Source organism: Pseudomonas sp. Eth.TT006, assembly GCF_054456575.1.
Genome location: NZ_JBTJEN010000001.1, coordinates 83165 through 106059 on the forward strand (window position 1 = coordinate 83165; position 22895 = coordinate 106059).

General features: G+C 62.0%; 24 protein-coding genes. 11 read left to right on the forward strand and 13 right to left on the reverse strand.

What is annotated here, in order from left to right; genetic code table 11:
* Window positions 1-90: 90 nt before the first annotated feature.
* Together ACXR0M_RS00420 and ACXR0M_RS00425 are read right to left on the reverse strand one after the other, a co-directional pair.
* Window positions 91-858, reverse strand: a complete 768-nt coding sequence (locus ACXR0M_RS00420; RefSeq protein WP_458828924.1) for a TerC family protein — start codon at window positions 856-858, stop codon at window positions 91-93.
* Window positions 859-928: 70 nt separating this feature from the next.
* Window positions 929-2236, reverse strand: coding sequence for a CitMHS family transporter (locus ACXR0M_RS00425; protein ID WP_458828926.1), 1308 nt, complete (start codon window positions 2234-2236; stop codon window positions 929-931).
* Window positions 2237-2559: 323 nt separating this feature from the next.
* On the opposite strand from ACXR0M_RS00425, the gene ACXR0M_RS00430 reads away from it, so the two are divergent.
* A complete protein-coding gene (locus tag ACXR0M_RS00430; protein WP_458828928.1) occupies window positions 2560-2961 on the forward strand; it encodes a GFA family protein in 402 nt (133 codons plus the stop codon).
* Here ACXR0M_RS00430 and ACXR0M_RS00435 read toward each other — a convergent pair whose 3' ends face one another.
* A complete protein-coding gene (locus tag ACXR0M_RS00435; protein ID WP_458828930.1) occupies window positions 2962-3288 on the reverse strand; it encodes a DOPA 4,5-dioxygenase family protein in 327 nt (108 codons plus the stop codon). It abuts the gene before it with no gap.
* Window positions 3289-3372: 84 nt separating this feature from the next.
* Between ACXR0M_RS00435 and ACXR0M_RS00440 the strand changes: the two genes are divergently transcribed.
* Window positions 3373-4038, forward strand: a complete 666-nt coding sequence (locus ACXR0M_RS00440) for an NAD(P)-dependent oxidoreductase (protein ID WP_458828931.1) — start codon at window positions 3373-3375, stop codon at window positions 4036-4038.
* A gap of 47 nt (window positions 4039-4085) precedes the next feature.
* Here ACXR0M_RS00440 and ACXR0M_RS00445 read toward each other — a convergent pair whose 3' ends face one another.
* A complete protein-coding gene (locus tag ACXR0M_RS00445; RefSeq protein ID WP_458828932.1) occupies window positions 4086-5036 on the reverse strand; it encodes a choline sulfate utilization transcriptional regulator in 951 nt (316 codons plus the stop codon).
* Window positions 5037-5150: 114 nt separating this feature from the next.
* Between ACXR0M_RS00445 and betC the strand changes: the two genes are divergently transcribed.
* The 3 genes from betC to ACXR0M_RS00460 all read left to right on the forward strand — a co-directional run bounded on the left by betC (window position 5151) and on the right by ACXR0M_RS00460 (window position 9427).
* On the forward strand, window positions 5151-6665 hold the full coding sequence (betC, locus tag ACXR0M_RS00450) for a choline-sulfatase (protein ID WP_458828934.1): 1515 nt from the start codon (window positions 5151-5153) through the stop codon (window positions 6663-6665).
* A 16-nt stretch (window positions 6666-6681) separates the two neighbouring features.
* Entirely contained in the window at window positions 6682-7602 is a 921-nt protein-coding gene (gene choX / locus ACXR0M_RS00455; protein WP_458828936.1) for a choline ABC transporter substrate-binding protein, read from the forward strand.
* A gap of 256 nt (window positions 7603-7858) precedes the next feature.
* Window positions 7859-9427, forward strand: coding sequence for a SulP family inorganic anion transporter (locus ACXR0M_RS00460; RefSeq protein WP_458828938.1), 1569 nt, complete (start codon window positions 7859-7861; stop codon window positions 9425-9427).
* Window positions 9428-9509: 82 nt separating this feature from the next.
* Here the strand turns inward: ACXR0M_RS00460 and aroE are convergent, their stop codons facing one another.
* Together aroE and hemF are read right to left on the reverse strand one after the other, a co-directional pair.
* The gene (aroE, locus tag ACXR0M_RS00465) at window positions 9510-10331 is read right to left on the reverse strand and encodes a shikimate dehydrogenase (RefSeq protein WP_458828940.1); all 822 of its coding nucleotides are present in this window, start codon (window positions 10329-10331) and stop codon (window positions 9510-9512) included.
* Between the two features lie 9 nt (window positions 10332-10340).
* Window positions 10341-11255, reverse strand: coding sequence for an oxygen-dependent coproporphyrinogen oxidase (gene hemF / locus ACXR0M_RS00470; protein ID WP_458828942.1), 915 nt, complete (start codon window positions 11253-11255; stop codon window positions 10341-10343).
* A gap of 164 nt (window positions 11256-11419) precedes the next feature.
* On the opposite strand from hemF, the gene ACXR0M_RS00475 reads away from it, so the two are divergent.
* Window positions 11420-12397 (forward strand): quinone oxidoreductase family protein, encoded by a 978-nt coding sequence (locus ACXR0M_RS00475; protein WP_458828944.1) that lies wholly within the window; start codon window positions 11420-11422, stop codon window positions 12395-12397.
* Window positions 12398-12463: 66 nt separating this feature from the next.
* On the opposite strand, the gene ACXR0M_RS00480 is transcribed toward ACXR0M_RS00475, so the two are convergent.
* The 4 genes from ACXR0M_RS00480 to ACXR0M_RS00495 all read right to left on the reverse strand — a co-directional run bounded on the left by ACXR0M_RS00480 (window position 12464) and on the right by ACXR0M_RS00495 (window position 16197).
* Window positions 12464-13138 (reverse strand): hypothetical protein, encoded by a 675-nt coding sequence (locus tag ACXR0M_RS00480; protein ID WP_458828946.1) that lies wholly within the window; start codon window positions 13136-13138, stop codon window positions 12464-12466.
* Between the two features lie 240 nt (window positions 13139-13378).
* Entirely contained in the window at window positions 13379-13936 is a 558-nt protein-coding gene (locus ACXR0M_RS00485; protein ID WP_458828947.1) for an L-threonylcarbamoyladenylate synthase, read from the reverse strand.
* Window positions 13937-13991: 55 nt separating this feature from the next.
* Window positions 13992-15089 (reverse strand): DNA-processing protein DprA, encoded by a 1098-nt coding sequence (gene dprA, locus ACXR0M_RS00490; RefSeq protein ID WP_458828949.1) that lies wholly within the window; start codon window positions 15087-15089, stop codon window positions 13992-13994.
* Between the two features lie 82 nt (window positions 15090-15171).
* A complete protein-coding gene (locus ACXR0M_RS00495) occupies window positions 15172-16197 on the reverse strand; it encodes a LysM peptidoglycan-binding domain-containing protein (RefSeq protein ID WP_458828951.1) in 1026 nt (341 codons plus the stop codon).
* Window positions 16198-16355: 158 nt separating this feature from the next.
* Between ACXR0M_RS00495 and def the strand changes: the two genes are divergently transcribed.
* The 5 genes from def to ACXR0M_RS00520 all read left to right on the forward strand — a co-directional run bounded on the left by def (window position 16356) and on the right by ACXR0M_RS00520 (window position 21053).
* The gene (def, locus tag ACXR0M_RS00500) at window positions 16356-16862 is read left to right on the forward strand and encodes a peptide deformylase (protein WP_085733888.1); all 507 of its coding nucleotides are present in this window, start codon (window positions 16356-16358) and stop codon (window positions 16860-16862) included.
* A 57-nt stretch (window positions 16863-16919) separates the two neighbouring features.
* Window positions 16920-17879, forward strand: coding sequence for a methionyl-tRNA formyltransferase (gene fmt / locus ACXR0M_RS00505; protein WP_458828953.1), 960 nt, complete (start codon window positions 16920-16922; stop codon window positions 17877-17879).
* Window positions 17876-19186 carry a 16S rRNA (cytosine(967)-C(5))-methyltransferase RsmB gene (gene rsmB, locus ACXR0M_RS00510; RefSeq protein WP_458828955.1) on the forward strand — a complete coding sequence of 437 codons (1311 nt, stop codon included), beginning with the start codon at window positions 17876-17878 and terminating at the stop codon, window positions 19184-19186. The genes fmt and rsmB overlap by 4 nt, the downstream gene beginning before the upstream one ends.
* Before the next feature lie 22 nt (window positions 19187-19208).
* Entirely contained in the window at window positions 19209-20585 is a 1377-nt protein-coding gene (gene trkA, locus ACXR0M_RS00515) for a Trk system potassium transporter TrkA (RefSeq protein ID WP_003220233.1), read from the forward strand.
* Between the two features lie 153 nt (window positions 20586-20738).
* Window positions 20739-21053: a tetratricopeptide repeat protein gene (locus ACXR0M_RS00520; RefSeq protein ID WP_458828957.1), complete on the forward strand. Its 315-nt coding sequence runs from the start codon at window positions 20739-20741 to the stop codon at window positions 21051-21053.
* Between the two features lies 1 nt (window position 21054).
* Here the strand turns inward: ACXR0M_RS00520 and ACXR0M_RS00525 are convergent, their stop codons facing one another.
* From ACXR0M_RS00525 to ACXR0M_RS00535, 3 genes are all read right to left on the reverse strand, one after another.
* Window positions 21055-21294, reverse strand: a complete 240-nt coding sequence (locus tag ACXR0M_RS00525) for a PilZ domain-containing protein (RefSeq protein WP_458828958.1) — start codon at window positions 21292-21294, stop codon at window positions 21055-21057.
* Window positions 21295-21401: 107 nt separating this feature from the next.
* Window positions 21402-22289, reverse strand: coding sequence for a lysophospholipid acyltransferase (locus ACXR0M_RS00530; RefSeq protein ID WP_027610276.1), 888 nt, complete (start codon window positions 22287-22289; stop codon window positions 21402-21404).
* Window positions 22290-22329: 40 nt separating this feature from the next.
* Window positions 22330-22887 (reverse strand): DNA-3-methyladenine glycosylase I, encoded by a 558-nt coding sequence (locus tag ACXR0M_RS00535; protein WP_458828960.1) that lies wholly within the window; start codon window positions 22885-22887, stop codon window positions 22330-22332.
* Between the last annotated feature and the right edge of the window lie 8 nt (window positions 22888-22895).

The following is a 22895-nucleotide window of genomic DNA, read 5'->3' on the forward strand; positions in this document are numbered from 1 at the left end:
GGCCATCAGCTTCAACATTGATGTTGACTGACAGACCGCTATCGCGAGCAGGCTCACTCCTACAATGGGTATTGCGTATGGACTACCGGATTACTGCCCCGGCACATCCTTGCGCAGTTTCACCGGGTCCTGCTGTTTTTTCTTCTTGGCGATCGCGGTGCGCATTTTGATGTTGATCGCTTCCACCGCCAGCGAGAAGGCCATGGCGAAGTAGACGTAGCCCTTCGGTACATGCACGTCGAACGACTCGGCAATCAGCACGGTGCCGACCACCAGCAGGAACGACAGCGCCAGCATCTTCAGCGACGGGTGTTTGTCGATGAATTCGCTGATCTTGCCCGAAGCCGCCATCATCACCAGCACTGCGACGACAATTGCCGCGACCATTACCGGCACGTGGGACACCATGCCGACGGCGGTGATCACCGAGTCCAGCGAGAACACGATGTCGATGATCGCGATCTGGATGATGGTGTAGAGGAAGTTGCCGCCCTTGCCCGAAGGCTCGTCGCCGCTTTCATCTTCGCCTTCCAGCGCGTGGTACATCTCTTGCGAGCTCTTCCACAGCAGGAACAGACCACCGAAGAACAGGATCAGGTCGCGACCGGAAATGCCCTGGCCGAACACCACGAACAGGTCGGCGGTGAGGCGCATGACCCAGGTGATCGACAGCAGCAACAGGATCCGCGTGATCATCGCCAGGCCGAGGCCGAAGATCCGTGTGCGTTGCTGCATGTGTTTGGGCATGCGGCTGACCAGGATCGAAATCATGATGATGTTATCGATGCCCAGAACGATTTCCAGGGCGGTCAGGGTAAAGAAGGCAACCCAGATTTCGGGGTTGGTCAGCCAATCCATGTGTATTCCTTTGAGCGAGTGTTAAACCATGACGCCAGCAAGCAGCTGGCGTCAGGGTGAATGAATGCCGTTACAACGTGCTGAACAGCGGGAATGTCCCCAGCAGCAAGGCGGCCACCAGTATGCACAGGCAGACCAGCACTGCCCACTTCAGGGTGAAACGCTGATGGTCACCGAACTCGATACCGGCCAGCGCCACCAGCAGGTAAGTCGACGGCACCAGCGGACTCAGCAAGTGGACGGGCTGACCGACGATCGAGGCACGGGCCATTTCCACCGCGGTGATGCCGTAATGGCTGGCCGCTTCGGAAAGTACCGGCAACACGCCGTAGTAGAACGCGTCGTTCGACATGAAGAAGGTGAACGGCATGCTCACCAGCGCCGTGATCACCGCCAGGTACGGGCCGAGGAAATCCGGAATCACTGCCAGCAGACTTTTCGACATGGCGTCGACCATGCCGGTTCCGGACAGGATACCGGTGAAGATGCCCGCGGCGAAAATCAGACTGACCACCGACAGCACGCTGCCGGCGTGGGCCGCAACCCGGTCCTTCTGCATTTGCAGGCAAGGATAGTTGACGATCATCGCGATGCTGAACGCCACCATGAACAGCACCGGCAGCGGCAGCAGGCCGGCGATCAGTGTGCACATCAGCGCCAGGGTCAGCAGGCCGTTGAACCAGATCAGCTTCGGACGACGGGCATCCGGGAACTGCGACACGCTGATTTCGCTGTGATCGATCTCGTCGCCGATCAGTTGCAGCTCGCCCAGACGCGCGCGCTCACGTTTGCCGTAGAAGTAGGCAATGATCAGGATCGCCACCACCCCGGCAGCCATCGCCGGGATCATCGGCACGAAGATGTCCGACGGGTCCACATGCAGCGCACTGGCGGCACGGGCGGTCGGGCCGCCCCAGGGGGTCATGTTCATCACGCCACCGGCGAGGATGATCAGACCGGCCATGATCCGCGGGCTCATGCCGATGCGGCTGTACAGCGGCAGCATGGCAGCCACGCAGATCATGTAAGTGGTCGCGCCGTCACCATCAAGGGAAACGACGAGCGCCAGCACGGCGGTACCGACCGAAACTTTCAACGGGTCGCCCTTGACCAGTTTGAGGATCTTGCGCACGGCCGGGTCGAACAGGCCGGAGTCGATCATCAGGGCGAAGTACAGAATGGCGAACATCAGCATCACGCCGGTCGGCGCGAGTTTGGTGATGCCTTCGAGCATCATCGGACCGATCTTCGGTGCAAAGCCACCGAACAGGGCGAACAGGATCGGGATGATGATCAGGGCGATCAGCGCGGACAGGCGCTTGGTCATGATCAGGAACATGAACGTGATGACCATGGCGAAGCCAAGGAAAGTCAGCATAGAAATACTCCAGGCGTAGCGCGGCTAATTGAGTGAGCGGATCGGGCTGGATCAGCGCAGAACGGCAAGCACGAGACGTACGGGCGGAGTGACAGCGAGAGGGCGGGCTACAGAGGACATCAGAATCACCATTGTTGTTGTTAATTGGGCCTGGCGTGCGAGCGATCACACGTGTAGGCCAACCGGTCTGTTGCCGGTAGTGGCGGCGATCCTAATCGGGCAACCTTTCAACTACCTTTCGCCGCAGAAAGCTTCGAACGAATGGTCAACCGGCCGTCGGATGCGGCTAGAGTCAAGCAATTCGAGGACGGGAGGGCACGGACATGGAACACATGCACAGCGGTGGCTGCCATTGCGGACACATCCGCTATCAGTTCAGCGGGCCGCTGCATGACATCGCGCATTGCCACTGCTCGATTTGCCGCAAAGTCAGCGGCGGCATCGTCACCACCTGGATCAGCGTGCCGGCCTTCAACTTTCAGTGGCTGGCCGGCACGCCTTCGCGCTATGACTCGTCGGTCAGCTGCGCGCGGTTTTTCTGCCCGCAATGCGGGGCGCAATTGGCGCTGGTGACTCAACTAAGCCCGGAGAGCATCGATGTGACCATTGCCACGCTGGATCACCCGGAGCGGGCGCCGGCCGAGCGGCATATCTGGACCGACAGCCGACTGCCCTGGCTGCATCTGGATGAGCATCTGCCGGGCGAGCCGCAAGAAACGCTCTGATCAAAAAACAGACAGATCCAGCGGACGTATCGCACCCATCCAGATTGCATGCTCGGTGTGGTCGCGCAAATCGTCGCCCGTGTCCGGGTGCAAGAACACCACCAGCCCGTTGCGATTGAGCGCCAGCCACGGCAGCACTTCACCGATCAGCTCCGGGCCGAAAGCCAACTGGCAGCTCCAGTCCGGGTGCGGGCCGACCGGGCGTTGGTGGACGCGACCCATTTTCAATGGGAACAGTTGCGCGGCCTGCTCACACAGGGCGCGCGCCTGATCGATGGTACTGGCGTCGAAATAGACGTGAGCGTGGTAGCCCTTGATCACTTGCATCTGAAACCCTCGCAAATCGGTTCGAACCCTCTGCGTTGCGCGTATGTCACACGTCATACAAACGGATAAGAAGAGGGCTCAGCCATGAAAAATGCCGAAACCCCAACGGTAAAAGTGGTGCTGTATGGTGCCATGGCCAGCCTGGGCGGTGCGTTGATGGCTGAATTGCTGCGGCGTCAGCATGAGGTTATCGCGATTCTTGACGACTTGACCGCACTCGCGCCGCGTCCGGGCTTGCGCACCAAGAGCGGCGATCTGTTCGACGCCGAGCGGGTCAAGCAAAGCGTCGCGGGCAGCTCGGCGGTGATCTGCCTGCTGAACGCGCCGGGCCTGCCATTCAGCAGCGACCATGTGGAACGCTCGGTGGTGCTGGGGCCGGTGGAACAGGTGCTGGCGGTCGACGCCCTGGTCGACGGCTTGCAAGCGGCCAACGTATCGCGACTGTTTCTGGTCGGCAGTTTCGCCGTGCTCGACGAGCCGGAGCTGGATGACGTTTTGCAGCGCCACGCTGCCGAAGAAATCCGCGAAGCCCTGCAAAGCAGCCCGCTGCAGTGGACGCTGGTGAACGCGCCGCACGGTGTAGCCGGGCTGACCATCGAACATTTCAGCCAGGTCGGTGGCAATCTCGAGCCGGGGCTGGCGGAGCCGCTGGAACGGCTGAACCGCGTCGCGGTAGGGATTGCCGATGAGCTGCGGCTGAATCTGCATGTGGGCCAGCACGTGAATTTCGTCGCCGCCTCAGATACATAAATGCTCGCCAACTGTAGGAGCTGCCGCAGGCTGCGATCTTTTGCTCTTCAAACCGCAATCGAAGGCAGCGCCACCCCGGCGAGCGACTCGGCACTGCTCGCCTGCTCCGCCATCAACCAGTCGACAAACTGCTGAATCAACGCCCCCCGGCGTTTGCGTTGCGGCAACACCACGTAATAACCCAGGCGCGACAGCGTGGTTTCGGCAATCGGCCGGCACAGCAAGCCCTGATTCAGCAAGTTATCCACAAGGTGCCGCCAGCCGATGGCGACGCCCTGGCCGCCAATCGCCGCTTGAATCAACAACGTGTAATTGTCGAAACGCAATTGCCCCGGTGCCGGCGGGGTGCTGATGCCCAGTTCGCGGAACAGTCCGCTCCAGTCAAACCAGTTACTGCTGTGTTCGCCTCGCAGGTGCAGCAGCGGAAACTCCAGCAACGCTTGGGCGGGCAAGGGCAGGGATCGCTCCTTGAGCAACTGCGGGCTGCACACCGGGAATACTTCCTCGCTGAACAGCCAATGGCTTTCGCCCTGCTTGAAACGCCCGTCGCCAAACAAAATGGCGACATCGATGTCGGTGCGCAGCATGTTGTGGTTGCGCTCGCTGGTCACCAGGCTGACGTCGACGTTCGGGTTGGCCTGGTGAAAGCGCTGCAAACGGGGCATCAGCCAATACGCGGCGAAAGCGAAATCGGTGGCGACCTGTAACACCTCATGCTGCTGTTGAGCGCTGATTGCGCTCAATCCTGCATCTATTTGCTGCAAACCGATTTGAACCTGCTCAAACAGAATCGTCCCGCTCTCGGTCAACTCGATACCCCGGTAGATGCGGTCAAACAGCCGCACACCCAGCTGTTCTTCCAGACGCTTGATCTGCTGGCTGATCGCAGGTTGCGTGGTACCCAGCTCTACCGCCGCGGCGGTAAAGCTGCGACGGCGTGCCGCCGCTTCGAAGGCGCGCAACGGATCGAGGGATAGGTTACCGAGGGCTTCATACATAAGCAGCGCTTATCCTAGTCATTGTCCGGCGCGGGCTTTACCCGGCAGGGCATGGAATCCATGCTCAATCGCAGCAATGTCGCATAAATATTCACTATGGAATGCCGCGATCACATGAAGCGCAAGAACATTCTTTTCATCATGGCCGATCAGATGGCCGCGCCAATGTTGCCGATCTACGGTCCGTCGCCGATCAAACTGCCGAATATCTCACGCCTCGCCGCTCAAGGCGTGGTGTTCGATGCCGCCTACTGCAACAGCCCGTTGTGCGCGCCGTCGCGTTTTACCCTGGTCAGCGGCCAGCTGCCGAGCAAGATTGGCGCGTACGACAACGCCGCCGATTTCCCCGCCGACATTCCAACCTACGCCCACTACCTGCGCCGCCTCGGTTACCGCACGGCGCTGTCGGGCAAAATGCATTTCTGCGGCCCGGATCAATTGCACGGTTACGAGGAACGCCTGACCAGCGACATCTACCCGGCCGACTACGGCTGGGCAGTGAACTGGGACGAACCGGATGTACGCCCGAGCTGGTATCACAACATGTCCTCGGTGCTGCAGGCCGGGCCATGCGTGCGCACCAACCAGCTCGACTTCGATGAAGAGGTGGTGTTCAAGGCTCAGCAATACCTGTTCGATCACATCCGCGAGGACGGCGACCAGCCGTTCTGCCTGACCGTATCAATGACTCACCCGCACGACCCGTACACCATTCCCAAGGCGTTCTGGGATTTGTATGACGATGGCGACATCCCGCTGCCGACAACCCCCGAGCAACATTCCCTCGATCCCCATTCACAACGCCTGCTCAAGGTCTACGACCTGTGGGACAAGCCGCTGCCTGTGGATAAGATCCGTGATGCTCGACGGGCGTACTTTGGTGCTTGCAGCTATATCGACGCGAATGTCGGCAAACTTCTGCAAACCCTCGAAGATACCGGGCTGATTGATGACACGATCATTGTGTTCTCCGGCGACCACGGCGACATGCTCGGCGAGAAAGGCCTCTGGTACAAAATGCATTGGTTCGAGATGGCCGCGCGGGTGCCGCTGTTGATCAGTGCGCCGGGGCAGTTCGCTGCCGGCCGGGTCAGCGCTGCGGTATCCACTGCCGACCTGCTGCCAACCTTCGTCGAACTGGCTGGCGGCACACTGGAACCTGACCTTCCGCTGGATGGCCGTTCGCTGCTGGCGCATCTGCAAGGGCAGGGCGGGCACGATGAGGCGTTCGGCGAATACATGGCCGAAGGCACCGTCAGCCCACTGATGATGATTCGCCGTGGTGCCTACAAATTTGTCTACAGCGAAAGCGACCCTTGCCTACTCTTCGATGTACACAACGACCCGCGTGAACTCGAAGAACTCAGCCAGTCGCCGCAACATCGCCAGCTGTTCGACGATTTTCTCGCCGAAGCGCGTGCCAAATGGGACATTCCGGCGATCCACCGCGATGTCTTGGCCAGCCAGCGCCGCCGTCGTTTTGTCGCCGGGGCACTGACCCTCGGCAAGCTGAAGAGCTGGGATCACCAGCCGCTGGTCGACGCCAGTCAGCAATACATGCGCAACCACATCGACCTTGATGATCTGGAGCGCAAGGCCCGTTATCCACAACCCTGCCAAAACCAATAATGTTAAGGGGAAGTCCATGCGCAAGTTATCCACAGCACTGACGATTGGCCTGCTGGCCCTGGGCAGCGCCTCGGCATTCGCCGAGCAAAGCTGCGAAACGGTGAAGATGGCCGATCCGGGCTGGAGCGACATCGCCGCGACCAACGCCATCGCCGGGTTTCTGCTGGACGGCATGGGCTACAAGGCCAAGGTCGACACCCTCGCGGTGCCGATCACCTACGGCGGCTTGAAGGATAGCCAGGTGGACGTGTTCCTCGGTAACTGGATGCCGGCGCAGCAGGGCTTCTATGACAAGTTCATTGCCACTGGCGATGTGACACAACTGGCGAAGAACCTCGACGGCACCGAATTCACCCTGGCGGTCCCGGACTATGTGTGGGACGCCGGTGTGCACAATTTTGCCGACCTGAACAAATACGCCGACAAGTTCGAGAAGAAGATCTACGGCATCGGTTCCGGTGCGCCTGCAAACGCCTCGTTGCAGGAGATCATCAGGAAGAACGATTTCGACCTCGGCCAGTGGAAGCTAATCGAGTCCAGCGAACAGGCGATGCTCGCCGAGGTGTCGCGGGCGGTGAAGAAACAGAAATTCGTCACCTTCCTCGGCTGGACCCCGCACCCGATGAACGTGCAGTTGAAGATGCATTACCTCAAGGGCGGCGAGAAGTATTTCGGTGATACCGGCAGCGTGTACACCCTGACGCGCAAGGGCTACGCCGAGGCGTGTCCGAATGTGGGCAAGTTGCTGAGCAATCTGGCCTTCACTCAGGACATGGAGAACAGCATCATGGCTGAGGTGGTGAACAAGAAGGTCAGCAATGCCGAGGCGGTGAAGGCGTGGATCAAGGCCAATCCGGCGGTGCTGGACAAGTGGCTAGAGGGGGTGAAGACGGTGGATGGCAAGGATGCGTTGGCGGCGGTGAAAACCAAGCTCTGATTGTTGGGTTGCTGGAATTGGGCGTGGCTTGAGATTTTTGCCCCCTCACCCCAACCCTCTCCCCCAGGGGGGAGAGGGGGAAGGGAGCAGACCTTCATGGTTTTCAGAACCTGAGCTCGGCTCAGGACTTTCAGGTCGATGAACCTCGACAGAACGACACGGTCAGTCCCCTCTCCCTCTGGGAGAGGGCTAGGGTGAGGGGCTTTTCCCGCCGTCACCCTGATAACCTTGACCAAAATCCCCATCGCGAGACCCCATGGCCTTCCCCAGTCGCCACTCACTGTTCCCCTTCCTCACCTGGTTACCGCGGCAAACCCGCGCCAGCGTCGGACGGGATCTGCTCGTCGGCCTCAGCGGTGCCATTCTCGCGTTACCGCAGTCGATCGCCTACGCACTGATCGCCGGCCTGCCTCCCGAATACGGTCTCTACGCCGCGATCATCCCGGTGCTGATCGCCTGTCTGTGGGGATCGTCCTGGCACCTGATCTGCGGCCCGACCGCAGCGATTTCGATTGTGCTCTATGCCAGCGTCAGTCCGCTGGCAGTGCCCTCGTCGCAGGACTACATCACACTGATCCTGCTGCTGACCTTCCTCGCCGGGATCTTCCAATGGTTGCTGGGCTTGTTACGCTTCGGTGCGCTGGTAAATTTCGTCTCACACTCGGTGGTGTTGGGGTTCACCCTCGGCGCGGCGGTGGTGATTGCCATCGGCCAGCTGCCGAACCTGCTGGGTCTGGACCTGCCGGCGCACGCCACGGCACTGGCCAGCCTTACCGACTTGCTGCAACACCTGCGGGCTGTGGATAAACCTTCGTTGGTGTTGGGCGTGACCACGGTGATCGTCGGTTTCGTGCTCAAACAGCTGCTACCGCGCTGGCCGACCTTGTTGATCACTTTGGTACTGGCCAGCGCCGTGGTGTGGTTGTGGCCGGCGATGTTCGGCCATGTGCAACGGGTGAGCGCCTTTGTCGGGCGCTTGCCACCGTTCAGTGGCTTGCCGCTGGATGTGGATCTGATCCTGCGTTTGCTGCCGAGCGCGGTGGCGGTGGGCATGCTCGGACTGGTCACCAGTCTGTCGATTGCCCGCTCGATCGCTGCACGCTCACAGCAAATGCTCGATGCCAATCAGGAAGTCCGCGCACAGGGGTTGTCGAATATCGTCGGCGCGTTTTTTTCCGGATCGCTGTCCGCCGGCTCGTTCACCCGCTCGGGACTGAGTTACGAGGCGGGCGCCTGTTCGCCGCTGGCCGGGGTGTTTTCGGCGCTTTGGGTCGCGTTGTTCGCGATCTTCGGCGCTGGTCTGATTGCGCACATTCCGATTCCGGCCATGGCCGGGAGCATTCTGTTGATCGCCTGGGGGCTGGTGGACCATCGCGGCATTCGCGCATTGCTGCGGGTCAGCCACGCCGAATTCGTGGTCATGGCCCTGACCTGCCTCGCGACCTTGCTGCTGGAGTTGCAGACGGCGATTTATGCCGGGGTGCTGGCGTCGCTGTTCTTCTACCTCAAGCGCACCTCACAACCTCGGGTCCAGCACTGGCGCGATGGTGAGGACGATGTGCTGCGGGTCGGCGGCTCGATCTTCTTCGGCGCCAGCCACTACCTGCAGGTGCGCCTGCAACGGCTGCATGGCGCACGGGTGGTGATCGAGGCGCAGCAGATCAACTTCATCGATTATTCGGGGGTGGAGATGCTGCACCAGGAGGCGCGCCGTCTGCTGCGCCAGAATCGCAGCCTGACACTGCGCCGGGCACGGCCGCAGGTGGTGGAGGAGTTGCGCAAGCTGGAAGGGGCCGAGCACTGCCCGATCCGGTTTGAGGATTGAAAAGATCGCTGCCTTCGGCAGCTCCTACAGGGGACTGGTGTTCACTCTGTAGGAGCTGCCGAAGGCTGCGATCTTTTGATTTTCAGCCCTTCAGCTGTCGACGCAACTCAGCCAGCACTGGCGCCGTATCCGGGCGCACACCGCGCCACAGGTAAAACGCCTCGGCCGCCTGCTCGGCCAACATCCCCAGGCCATCCATCGACACCGCCGCGCCATGTTCGGACGCCCAACGGCAGAACGCGGTCGGTTCCTTACCGTACATCATGTCATAGCACAGAGTGCGTCCCGGCTCGATCAGACTCGGCGCAATCGGCGGCACGTCACCGGTGAGGCTGGCGGAGGTGGCGTTGATGATCACGTCCACCGGCTCCTGCAACCAGTCGAAACCACTGGCCGACACCGGCCCCAGATCACCGAACAACTCGGCCAGGCGCTCGGCCTTGTCCACCGTGCGGTTGGCAATGATCACCGACGCCGATTGTTCCGCCAGCAGCGGCTCCAGCGCGCCACGCACCGCGCCGCCGGCACCGAGCAGCAGGATGCGTTTGCCGCGCAGGCTGACCCCGGCATTCGCCGTCAAGTCGCGCACCAGTCCGGCACCATCGGTGTTGTCGCCGAGCAGCGTGCCGTCGGTGAGTTTGCTCAAGGTGTTGACCGCACCGGCCCGCTGCGCACGGGCGGTCAGGCTGTTGGCCAGACGATAGGCTTCCTCCTTGAACGGCACGGTGACGTTGGCGCCACGACCGTTCTGAAAGAACGCCGTGGCGCAAGCGCTGAAATCGTCGAGCGGCGCCAGCAGGGTGCTGTAGTCGAGGCACTGCCCGGTCTGCTCGGCAAACAGCTTGTGAATCATCGGCGACTTGCTGTGACCGATCGGGTTACCGAAAACGACGTAACGATCCATCAGCAATCCTCAGGCCTGAGCCAGCCAGTCGCGGTCTTGCAGGAAGTACTCGGTCAGGCGCGCTTCTTCGCTGCCCGGCTCGGCTTTCCAGTCGTAGCCCCAACGCACTTGCGGTGGCAGCGACATGAGGATCGACTCGGTACGCCCGCCCGACTGCAGGCCGAACAGGGTGCCGCGGTCGTACACCAGGTTGAACTCGACATAGCGGCCACGGCGGAATTCCTGGAATTCACGCTGCTGAGCGGTGAACGCATCGTGTTTGCGGCGTTGCACGATCGGCAGATAAGCGTCGATATACGCGTCACCGATCGCGCGCATGAAGGCGAAACTGGTGTCGAAGTCCCACTCGTTCAGGTCATCGAAGAACAGTCCGCCGATGCCGCGCGGTTCGTGGCGATGCTTGATGTGGAAGTAGGTGTCGCACCAGGCCTTGTAACGCGGGTAGACGTCAGCGCCGAACGGCGCGCAGGCCCGCTCGGCGACGCGGTGCCAGTGGATGCAGTCTTCTTCGTTGCCGTAATACGGGGTCAGGTCGAAGCCGCCGCCGAACCACCAGACCGGCTCTTCACCTTCCTTCTCGGCGATGAAAAAACGCACGTTGGCGTGCGAGGTCGGCACATGCGGGTTGTGCGGGTGAATCACCAGCGACACGCCGAGCGCTTCGAAGCCGCGCCCGGCCAGTTCCGGACGATGGGCGCTGGCCGACGGCGGCAGGCCGCTGCCGAACACATGGGAAAAGTTGACGCCGCCCTTTTCGATCAACGTGCCGTTTTCGATCACACGGGTGCGACCGCCACCACCGGCAGGCCGGGTCCAGGCGTCTTCGACGAAGCGCGTGCCGCCGTCCTCGGTCTCCAGTGCGGCGCAGATGCGGTCTTGCAGGTCGAGCAGATAGGCCTTTACGGCGTCGGTGCGGGTCGTCATGGCTTCACCTTGAATCAGGGCATAGCTACGCGGGCGCCCCGCAGGCGGGGGTCGGCGCAAATGGGCGCGTAGCATAACACCGCAGGCCAGCGTGCCGCAGTTGACGAAGATCAAGCAGGGGAGTTGGATAGGGGGCTCACAAACGCCCCAAGGAGAGCAGGCAGATGGCAAAGCGTATCCAGTTTCGCGCCCACGGCGGTCCCGAAGTGCTCGAGTTTGTTGATTACGAACCCGCCGCGCCCGGCCCGAATCAGGTTCGGGTGGCCAACCAGGCGATCGGCCTGAACTTCATCGACACCTATTACCGCAGCGGTCTGTACCCGCTGCCTGCGCTGCCGTCCGGCCTTGGCGCAGAAGGCGCCGGCATCGTCGACGCGGTGGGCAGCGAGGTCACCCGGTTCAAGGTCGGTGATCGCGTCGCCTACGGCAGCGGCCCGCTGGGTGCCTACAGCCAGTTGCACACCTTGCCCGAGGCCAATCTGGTGAAGCTGCCGGACGCGATCAGCTTCGATACCGCCGCCGGGGTCATGCTCAAAGGCCTGACCGTGCAATACCTGCTGCGCCAGACCTATGAACTCAAGGCTGGCGAAACCATTCTGTTCCACGCCGCCGCCGGGGGCGTCGGTTCGCTGGCCTGCCAATGGGCCAAGGCGCTGGGCGTGAAGCTGATCGGTACCGTCAGTTCGAAGGAAAAAGCCGCACTGGCCAAAGCCAACGGCGCCTGGGCGACCATCGACTACAGCCATGAGAACGTTGCACAGCGCGTGCTGGAGCTGACCGATGGCAAGAAAGTCCCGGTGGTGTATGACGGCGTCGGCAAGGACACCTGGCTGACCTCGCTCGACAGTGTGGCGCCCCGTGGCCTGCTGGTGAGTTTCGGCAATGCCTCCGGCGCGGTGGACGGGGTCAATCTGGGGATTCTTTCGGCCAAAGGGTCGCTGTATGTGACCCGGCCGACCCTGGCGACCTACGCCAACAACGCGGAAAACCTGCAGCGCATGGCCGACGAGCTGTTCGAGATGATCACCAGCGGCAAGCTCAAGGTCGACATCAGTCAGCGGTATCCACTGGCCGACGCGGCCAAAGCGCAGACCGAACTGTCGGCGCGGCGCACCACCGGCTCGACCATCCTCCTGCCCTGATAGCCCGCTCGACCGCTTGCCAGTCGGGGTCTCAGCGACCCCGCTTGGCAACACGGCTCGCCCCCTTCAGAACCGCAGCAACTGACACGCCAGCGGTTTCTGCACCACATGCCCCACCGTCGCCGGATCCGGCTGCTGAACCGCCGCGAGAATTTGCCGCCACTCGGCGGATAACACCCAGTAATCACCGCGTGCGCGCTGTTCGATGCGCAGGGCATTGGAGGCGATCGGCATCAGGCCGAAACGCTGGTAAAAGCGCAGCTGTTGCGACCTGCACAACGCGGTGACGCCTTGATAACCACTCTTGATCGCCCACTCGGCAGCGGCCGCCAGCAGACCGTTGACCGCGATCGGCAGTTGATGGGTCGAGTATGAGATCAGGCGGCTGAACTCGACATGCCGCGCCAGCGCCACCGTGGGCGAGACATGTTGTTGGGCCAGCAACGCCCATTCGAACGGTGCCGGGGTCGCCCGCAGTACCGCCAGCAATTGCTCGTGCCGATAGAGCAGAAAGTGCGTACTGCGCGCCTTGATCGCCAGTTGCGATTCGAGCAGCCGCGCCCGTGAAGTCAGCATGTAATGCTGCAGCCGCAGCCGAAATTGCCGATCGATGAATCGGTCGAACTCCTGAGTATCCGAGCCCGCTTCCAGCGTCACGATACGGCATCCCTCATGGTGACTGTTCAGCGTCACCTGAAGCGCCTGCAGGTAATCCGTGAGTTGCAAATCCGTAGTGTCCATTCTTTCTCCGCAGACCTTAACTTATCGAAGTGTTTCGAGTGCAGGGAAAGGATGGTTGCTTTTGCCGATTGCGCCACGGAAGCGGGTCTGAAAAACCGGTGGGAAAAATCAATGAATCCGGGTACTTGGCGACTTTTCTGACGCGCAAAGCAGCGCCGTTGCAGGACAAATCGCAGGCATGCGTAGTACTCCTCGCCAGCAAGCCGAGGAGTAGGCACATTTCAAAGGTTTGAGGCCGGATCAGTCGGGACGAATGACCTTGCCGGTCGCCAGATCGCGGATCACGCTGGGGTTCTTTCGCCCACCCAGTTGCCCGCCAAGGATCAGGTCGAGCTGCCCGCGGAAATACTGCTCCACGCGCAACCGCGTGCGCGCTGCCGGACGCCCCTGCGGGTTGGCCGAGGTGGAAATCAGCGGCCCGACCATCGAGCACAGATCACGGACCTGCGGATGATCGCTGACCCGCAGCGCCACCGTGTCATGCACCCCCGTCACCCACTCCGGCAACAGGTTCTGGTGTGGCACCAGCCAGGTGTTCGGCCCCGGCCAGGTAGCGGACATGCGGTCGATCCACTCTTGCGGGAAGTCTTCGAACAGGAAGTCGAACTGACGGATGTTGTCGGCAACCAGGATCAGGCCCTTGTCCACCGAACGATTCTTGATCGCCAGCAGCCGATCCACCGCCTCTTCGTTCCACGGGTCGCAACCCAGCCCCCAGACGGCTTCGGTTGGATAGGCAATCACCGCCCCGGCGCGAATTTCTCGTGCGGCTTGTTGCACACGCCAACTGTTGACCATGAAAAAACTCTCCGAAAACAGGTTTTGCGCAGTTTACCGATCTTCCCCGTAAAACCTAGCGTGTCCTGGCCAGCCAGCGACCGTTTTCACACACCGCACGCCCCTCCATTTCCAGTTCGGTCAGCGCTGCCAGCACTTTGGGCAGCGCCCAGCCACTACTGGCGGCCAAAGCCTCACTGGTATGCGGCGCGGCGTGCAGCAGGTTCAGCAATGGATGATCGCTGCTCGGCGTGTCTGTGGATAACGGCAGATGTTGCCAGCCGCGCAGGGCTTCGAGGATGTGTTCGATGGTTTCCACCAGCACTGCGCCGTCGCGGATCAGTTGGTGACAACCCCGCGCGCCGGGGTGATGGATCGAGCCGGGAATCGCGTAGACCTCGCGCCCTTGTTCCGCTGCCAGCCGTGCGGTGATCAGCGAACCGCTGGCAACACTGGCCTCGACCACCAGCACGCCGAGAGACAAACCGCTGATGATCCGGTTGCGCCGGGGGAAGTTGCTCGCCGTCGGGCCGGCGTCCAGCGGGAACTCGGAAAGTACCGCGCTACCCGAAGCAATCATCGCCTCGGCCAGACGTCGATTGCGTTGTGGATAAAATTTTTCCAGCCCGGTGCCCAGAACGCCTGCGGTCAGCCCGCCGGCGTCCAGTGCCGCCTGGTGGGCCGCCGCGTCGATGCCCAGCGCGAGGCCGCTGGTGATGACAAAACCGGCCCCGGCCAGACTGCGGGAAAACGCTGCAGCGGTGTCCATGCCCGGACGCGAAGCGCTACGACTGCCGACCATCGCCAGCTGCGGTTTTTCCAGAATCGCCGGATCGCCGGCCACGAACAGCAGCGGTGGTGGGTCGGGTATCTGTCCCAGCAGCGCCGGGTAATCGGCCTGGTCCCACATCAACAAATGCTGCTGCGGCTGCTCTAGCCAGCGCAATGCATGGCTGGCGCCATCGCGCACTTCGGGACTGCGCCGCGCCTCGGCACACGCCGCCGGCAAGCCCAACGCGCGCCAGGCACTGGCCGGCGCACTGAGGGCTTTCGAGGCCGAGCCGAAGGCTTCGAGCAATTTGGCGAAACGTTTCGGGCCAACATCCGGCAGACGGTGCAGGCGCAAACGCGCTTCCAGTTCCGCAGGGGAAACGGAGGTACAGGCAGACAGCATGGTGGATCATCCTTGATCGTTATAAGTCCCGAACCATTCGGAACAAGCTGTGGATAACTCTGTTGGTAACTTGTTAAGCCTGCTAAGGATTTCGCACCTTGTCGAGTACCGCCAGCGAGCGTGAAGCGTTGAGGACCAGGCCATAACTGAGCTTGTCGTAGGTGCGAAATACCATCAGCAATCCGGCCCGTTCGTCCGGAATTTTCAGCGGCTGGCCGGTGATGCGGTCGCGCACGGTTTCCCCGGTTTTCATCACCACCAGCACATTGCCTTCGGCAAGGCCGTCGCGCTTGCCCTTGTTCAGGGTCACCACGTCCATCACGCCGATCTGGGTAACGCCGCGCGGCACGTCGATGATCAAACCGTTGATCCGGGTACTCGGCGCGCTGGGCATGAAGGTCGAGTTGATCGAGCGCTCCTCGCCGCTGAACAGGCGGTCGCCCAGGCGTACTTCCTGAGTGGTGCGTTGCAGGGCGAGGGTGGCGACGTCACCCTCAGTGGCGACAATCTCGCCGCCGCCGATGTCATCGGCGTTGATCCCGAGGAACTCCTTGGTCTGCGGATCGGTGTAGACCTTGCCCTGCCGGAAGATCCCGTACACCGGCTGATTCGGGTCGAAGTGGCCGCGGGCGAAGATCCGGTCGCCGGTGCCGCTGAGCACGCGCTCGGCATCGCCGGCGACGATGTACGGCGCCTTGTCGAAATCCTCGACCTTGTCGACGATGCGGTTGCTCAGCAGAAAGCTGTTGATCGATTTCAGTGGAATGCTCGGGATGGCCTCGGCCACCGGGCTGGTGCGGATGCGCGGCGACAGCTTGATGGTGCCGCGTGACTGGCCACGGTTGAGGGTCAGTTGCGGCTGGCCGTTGACGTAACTGAGCGTCAGCGTGTCGCCGGGATAGATCAGGTTGGGGTTTTCGATCTGCGGGTTGGCCCGCCACAGCTGCGGCCATTGCCAGGGCTCACGCAGATATTTGCCGGAAATGTCCCAGAGCGTGTCCCCCGAAACCACCGTGTATTGCTGTGGAAAATCTTCCCTGAGTTGCACCTGCCCTTGCGCCACGCCGGCCGAGGCCAGAAGCAGCAGGGCGAGTAGTGTTTTCCTCATGCAGCGAATCCCTTTATCATGTGCGTTCGCGTGAACCGTCAGAGCCCCTTTGGCTCGCCAGTGCAATTGCATTGGCTACGCTTCACAACGGTAGCCTGCATCTTCGGACCTGCCAGGCCATCGACCCGACTTTACTCAATACGTGCAGCAATCAGCCTATGGCCATTTTAAACATCCTCGAATTCCCGGACCCGCGTCTGCGTACTATCGCCAAGCCTGTGGCTGTAGTGGACGACGAAGTGCGTCAGTTGGTCGATGACATGTTTGAAACAATGTATGAAGCGCCGGGCATCGGCCTCGCCGCGACCCAGGTCAACGTGCACAAACGTATCGTCGTGATGGACCTCTCCGAAGACCGCACCGAACCGCGAGTGTTCATCAACCCCGAGTTCGAATCGCTGACCGACGAGATGGAGCAGTACCAGGAAGGCTGCCTGTCGGTACCGGGTTTCTACGAAAACGTCGACCGCCCGCAGAAGGTCAAAATCAAGGCGCTGGACCGCGACGGCCAGCCGTACGAGCTGATCGCCGAAGGCCTGCTCGCGGTGTGCATCCAGCACGAATGCGACCACCTCAACGGCAAGTTGTTCGTCGACTACCTGTCCACGCTCAAGCGCGACCGGATCAAGAAAAAACTGGAAAAGCAGCACCGCCAGAACGCTTGATGCCCCTCTTCAAAGGCTTGCTGCGGCAAGCCTTTTTCTTTTTATGAGACTCCCTTCATGACTGAGCCATTGCGCATCGTTTTTGCCGGCACCCCGGAATTCGCCGCCGAACACCTCAAGGCCCTGCTGAACAGCCCTTACGAGATCGTTGCGGTCTACACCCAACCGGATCGTCCGGCCGGTCGTGGGCAAAAACTGATGCCGAGCCCGGTCAAACAGCTGGCGCTGGAAAATAATATCCAGGTGTTGCAGCCGCCGACCTTGCGCAACGCTGAGGCTCAGGCCGAACTCGCCGCACTCAAGCCGGACTTGCTGGTGGTGGTCGCCTACGGCCTGATCCTGCCGCAGGCGGTGCTGGATATTCCGCGCCTGGGTTGCATCAACAGCCACGCCTCGCTGCTGCCGCGCTGGCGCGGTGCGGCGCCGATCCAGCGCGCCGTGGAACACGGTGACGCGGAAAGCGGCGTGACCGTGATGCGCATGGAAGCCGGCCTGGACACCGGGCCGATGCTGCTCAAAGTCGTGACGCCGATCAGCGCCGACGACACCGGCGGTACACTGCACGACCGCCTCGCCGAAATGGGCCCGCCCGCCGTGGTCCAGGCGATTGCCGGTCTGGCCGCCGGAACCCTCGAAGGCGAAGTACAGAACGACGAACTCGCCACCTACGCGCACAAGCTCAACAAAGACGAAGCGCGTCTCGACTGGAGCCGTCCGGCGGTCGAGCTGGAGCGTCTGGTGCGCGCCTTCAACCCATGGCCGATTACCCACAGCAGCCTCAACGGCGAAGCACTGAAAGTGCTGGCGGCAACGCTGGCTGACGGCAAAGGCGCCCCGGGTGAAATCCTCAGCGCCAGCAAGGACGGCTTGATCGTCGCCTGCGGCGAACAGGCCCTGTGCCTGACCCGCCTGCAATTGCCCGGCGGCAAGGCGCTGAACTTCAGCGACCTGTTCAACAGCCGTCGCGAGAAGTTCGCCGTCGGCACCGTGCTCGGCGCAGCGGTGGACGCGCAATGAACCCACGTCTGGCCGCCGCCAAGGCACTCGCCGCCGTGCTCAGCGGCAAGGCTTCGCTGAACAGCTCTTTGCCGACGCAACTGGACAAGGTCGAAGACCGTGATCGCGGTTTCACTCAGGATCTGGCGTTCGGCACCGCGCGCTGGCAGCCACGCCTGTCGGCACTGGCCGAGAAACTGCTGCAGAAGCCGTTCAAGGCAGCCGACGCCGATGTCGAGGCGCTGCTGCTGGTCGGCCTCTATCAATTGCTCTATACCCGCGTCCCGGCGCATGCCGCCATCGGCGAAACCGTGGGTTGCGCCGACAAGCTGAAAAAGCCCTGGGCCAAAGGCCTGCTCAACGCGGTGCTGCGCAACGCCCAGCGCGAAAGCGAGACGATTTTCGCCGAACTGGAACGCGACCCGGTGGTGCGCACCGCCCACCCGCGCTGGCTGCAAAAATCCCTGAAAGCTTTCTGGCCGCAACAGTGGGAGGCGATCTGCGCGGCGAACAACGCGCATCCGCCGATGATCCTGCGGGTCAACCGCCGCCATCACAGCCGCGACGCCTATCTCGGTTTGTTGACGGACGCCGGAATTGCCGCGACCCCATGCGTTTACAGCCGCGACGGCATCGTCCTCGAAGCCGCCGCCGACGTGCGCAGCCTGCCGGGTTTCGCCGCAGGCTGGATCAGCGTGCAGGACGAGGCCGCGCAACTGGCCGCCGATCTGCTCGACCTGGCGCCGGGCCAGCGCGTGCTCGACGCCTGCTGCGCGCCGGGCGGCAAGACCTGTCACATCCTCGAAGCCGAACCGGCACTGGCCGGCGTGGTGGCGGTGGATCTGGAAGCCAAGCGTCTGGTGCGGGTGAAGGAAAACCTTGAGCGTCTCGGTCTGAATGCCGAACTGATCGCCGCCGATGGCCGCGACACCGCAGCGTGGTGGGACGGCAAACCGTTCCAGCGCATCCTGCTCGATGCGCCGTGCTCCGCCACCGGGGTAATCCGTCGCCATCCGGACATCAAGCTGACCCGGCAGCCGGACGACATCGTCGCCCTCGCGCAACTGCAAGGCGAACTGCTCGACGCTATGTGGAAAACCCTCGAAGTCGGCGGCATTCTGCTGTACGCCACCTGCTCGACCCTGCCGACCGAGAACACCGAAGTCGTCGCCGCATTTCTTGAGCGCACCCCCGGCGCCCGTGAGCTGGACCTGGCCACCAGCGCCGGGATCAAACAGGCGCATGGTCGCCAATTGCTGGCCCAGCAGGGCGGGCATGACGGGTTCTACTACGCCAAGCTGATCAAGATCGCTGCCGCGCGCGGCTAAACGGATTCAATGGAGTGACTGGATGAAAATCATCATCCTCGGTGCGGGGCAGGTCGGCGGTTCGCTGGCTGAACATCTGGCCAGCGAAGCCAACGACATCACCGTGGTCGACACCGACGGCGAGCGCCTGCGCGACCTCGGCGACCGTCTCGACATCCGCACCATTCAGGGCCGCGGCTCACTGCCGTCGGTGCTGCGTCAGGCCGGCGCCGACGATGCCGACATGCTGGTGGCGGTGACCAACAGCGACGAGACCAACATGGTCGCCTGCCAGGTCGCCCACACCCTGTTCCACACCCCGACCAAAATCGCCCGGGTGCGCGAAGCGTCCTACCTCAATCGTGAGGAACAGCTGTTCCAGAACGAAGCGATTCCGGTCGACGTGCTGATCAGCCCCGAGCAAGTGGTGACCAACTACATCAAGCGCCTGATCCAGCACCCGGGCGCGTTGCAGGTGATCGACTTCGCCGAAGGCCAGGCGCAACTGGTGGCGGTGCGCGCGTATTACGGCGGGCCGCTGGTGGGTCAGCAACTGCGCCAGTTGCGCGAGCACATGCCGAACGTCGAAACCCGCGTCGCGGCGATTTTCCGCCGCGACCGGCCGATCCTGCCGCAGGGCGATACCGTGATCGAGGCTGATGACGAAGTCTTCTTCATCGCTGCCCGTGAGAATATTCGCGCGGTGATGAGCGAAATGCGCCGTCTCGACGAAACCTACAAGCGCATCGTCATCGCTGGCGGCGGGCAGATCGGTGAACGTCTGGCCGAGGCCATCGAAAGCCGTTATCAGGTGAAGATCATCGAGATGAACCCGGCCCGCTGCCGCTATCTCTCCGACACCCTCGACAGCACCGTGGTGCTGCAGGGCAGCGCATCAGACCGTGATCTGTTGCTGGAAGAAAACATTGCCGATGCCGACATCTTCCTCGCGCTGACCAACGATGACGAAGCCAACATCATGTCCTCGCTGCTGGCCAAACGGCTGGGGGCAAAGAAGGTGATGACGATCATCAACAACCCGGCTTACGTCGACCTGATCCAGGGCGGCGACATCGACATCGCCATCAGCCCGCAGTTGGCGACCATCGGCACGCTGCTGGCCCACGTGCGGCGTGGCGATATCGTCAGCGTGCACTCGTTGCGCCGGGGCGCGGCGGAGGCCATCGAAGCGATTGCCCATGGCGATGCGAAATCGAGCAAGGTGATTGGCCGGCCCATCGAAAAAATCGGTCTGCCGCCGGGCAGCACGATCGGCGCGATCATTCGCAACGAAGAAGTGATCATCGCCCACGACGACACCGTGATCGAAACCGGCGACCATGTGATCCTGTTCCTTGTGGATAAAAAGCATATTCGCGATGTGGAGAAGCTGTTTCATGTGGGGTTGAGCTTTTTCTGATCCAGAATTTTCGCTGACGGTGACGGCCGCTTTCGCGAGCAAGCCCGCTCCCACATTTGGAATGCGTGTCCCCTGTGGGAGCGGGCTTGCTCGCGAAAGCGGCCTCACTAAACCCGATCAACACCTGACACTCCACCCACAAGGAATCCACCCATGCTCGAATCCCTGGAAAAAATGCTCGCCAAGGGTGTGGATAACTCGCTGCTGCGCTTCGGCCTGGGCAAGGGTTATCTGGATCTGGGCGAGAACGCCAAGGCCGCCGAACATTTGCAGCGCTGCGTGAGCTTTGATCCGAAGTACTCGGCGGCCTGGAAACTGTTGGGCAAGGCGCAACAGGCGCTGGGCGATCACACCGCTGCGCGTCAGGCATGGGAACAAGGTCTGGAAGCGGCACGCGCCCATGGCGACAAGCAGGCCGAAAAGGAAATGGCGGTGTTTCTGAAGAAACTCGATCGTCAGGCGACCTGATTCACAGATAGCGCAGCCCGATGCCCTCGGCATCCACCGTCACCACTTCCATCCGCACCCGCGGCGCGCCTGTGGGTAAACCCTGCACCTGTCCATAAACCACTGCACCTCTGGGCAGCGAAGCCAGTCGCGGATGCTCGACGTACACGCCGGTCGGTGTGAGGTTGCGCGTCTGGCCGAGGCATTCGCCAAAACTGTCGTGGGTAATCTTGATGCGGAAGGATTTGCGTTGTTCGGACATCTTGTTGCGCCCTTTGATGAACGGTTGTGGATAACTGAAGGAGCAAGATCAAAAGATCGCAGCCTGCGGCAGCTCCTACAGGTTATCCACAGAGTGTGCCAACTTCGTCAGTACCAGCGCGCTTCGCCTGGCGGGCGCTTCTTGAAGCGCTTCATGCTCCACATGTACTGGCTCGGGTACGCCGCCACATAGCGCTCGACCACTTTGCTCATGGCCGCGCAGGATTCTTCGGTATCGGTGCTGTACATGGCCTCTGGCGCAGCTTCGAGGATCACTTTGTAGCCGGAACCGTCGGGCAGGCGCAGGGCGTGCAGGAACACGCCGACCGCTTTGCCGCCGGCGAGCATGTTCGGCACGAATTTACTGGTCAGCGCCTGGGTGGCGAAGAACGGCACGAAGATCCCGGCGGATTCGGCCGGTTCCGGGTCGGCAGGAATGCCCACCGCACCACCTTTGCGCACTTCCTTGATGACGCTGAGGATGCCTTCCTTGGTCGATGCCGCGACTTTGTTGCCCAACTGCACGCGCTGTTTGCGCAGTAATTCATCCACCGCCTTGAGCTTCGGCGGGCGATAGAAAATGATCGGTTTGCACTGGCTGCAATAGAAGTGGTTGAGCACTTCCCAGTTGCCCAGATGGCTGGTGATGCCGACCACGCCTTTGCCCGACGCCAGGGCGTCCTTGAGGATGTCGAGGCCTTCGACTTCGCGCACCAGATCGATCGAACGCTGCGCCGGCCAGATCCACGCGCAGGCGCTTTCGGTCAGCGACTTGCCGATGTCTTTCAGGCTCTGGCCGACCAGACGCTCGCGCTCGGCCGGGTCCATCTGTGGAAAACATTTGGCGAGGTTGATTCGCACCACGTCGCGGGAGCGATTGGGGGTTTTCCACATGATCCAGCCGATCGCCGAACCCACGGCCTGTACGGCCCGCCATGGCAGCAGGGCAAACAGCCGCAGAGCGCCTACCAGCAAGGCGCCTTTAAACTTTTCCACAGGTCACTCCTGATCTTGTGCGGTGCGCGAGGCGGCCATTCTAACCGCCGTTGACCAGCTGCGCGTAGCGGTCACAGTCCCGGGTGTGATCCATGACCATGCCCGAGGCCTGCATCAGCGCGTAGCAAATGGTCGGGCCGACGAAGGTGAAGCCGGCCTTTTTCAGGGCTTTGCTCATTGCCAGTGCTTCGGGGGTGATCGCCGGGACTTCGCTGCGATCCTTGAAATGGTTGATGATCGGTTGCCCGCCGACAAACGACCAGAGGAACGTCACCGGGTCTTCCAGCGCCAGCCAGGCCTGGGCATTGCGCCGGGCGGCATTGAGCTTGAGGCGGTTGCGGATGATTCCCGGATCGAGCATCAGATCGTCGATTTCGGCATCGCTCATCTGCGCCACGCGCTGCACGTCGAAGCCGTACAGCACCTCGCGGTAACGCTCGCGCTTGCGCAGCACGGTGATCCACGACAGCCCGGCCTGGAACCCTTCAAGCAAAAGCAACTCGAACAAACCCTGCGCATCGCGTAGCGGCGTGCCCCACTCCTGATCGTGATAAGCCATGTACAACGGATCTTCGGTACACCAAAAGCAGCGTGGCATAAGGCTCC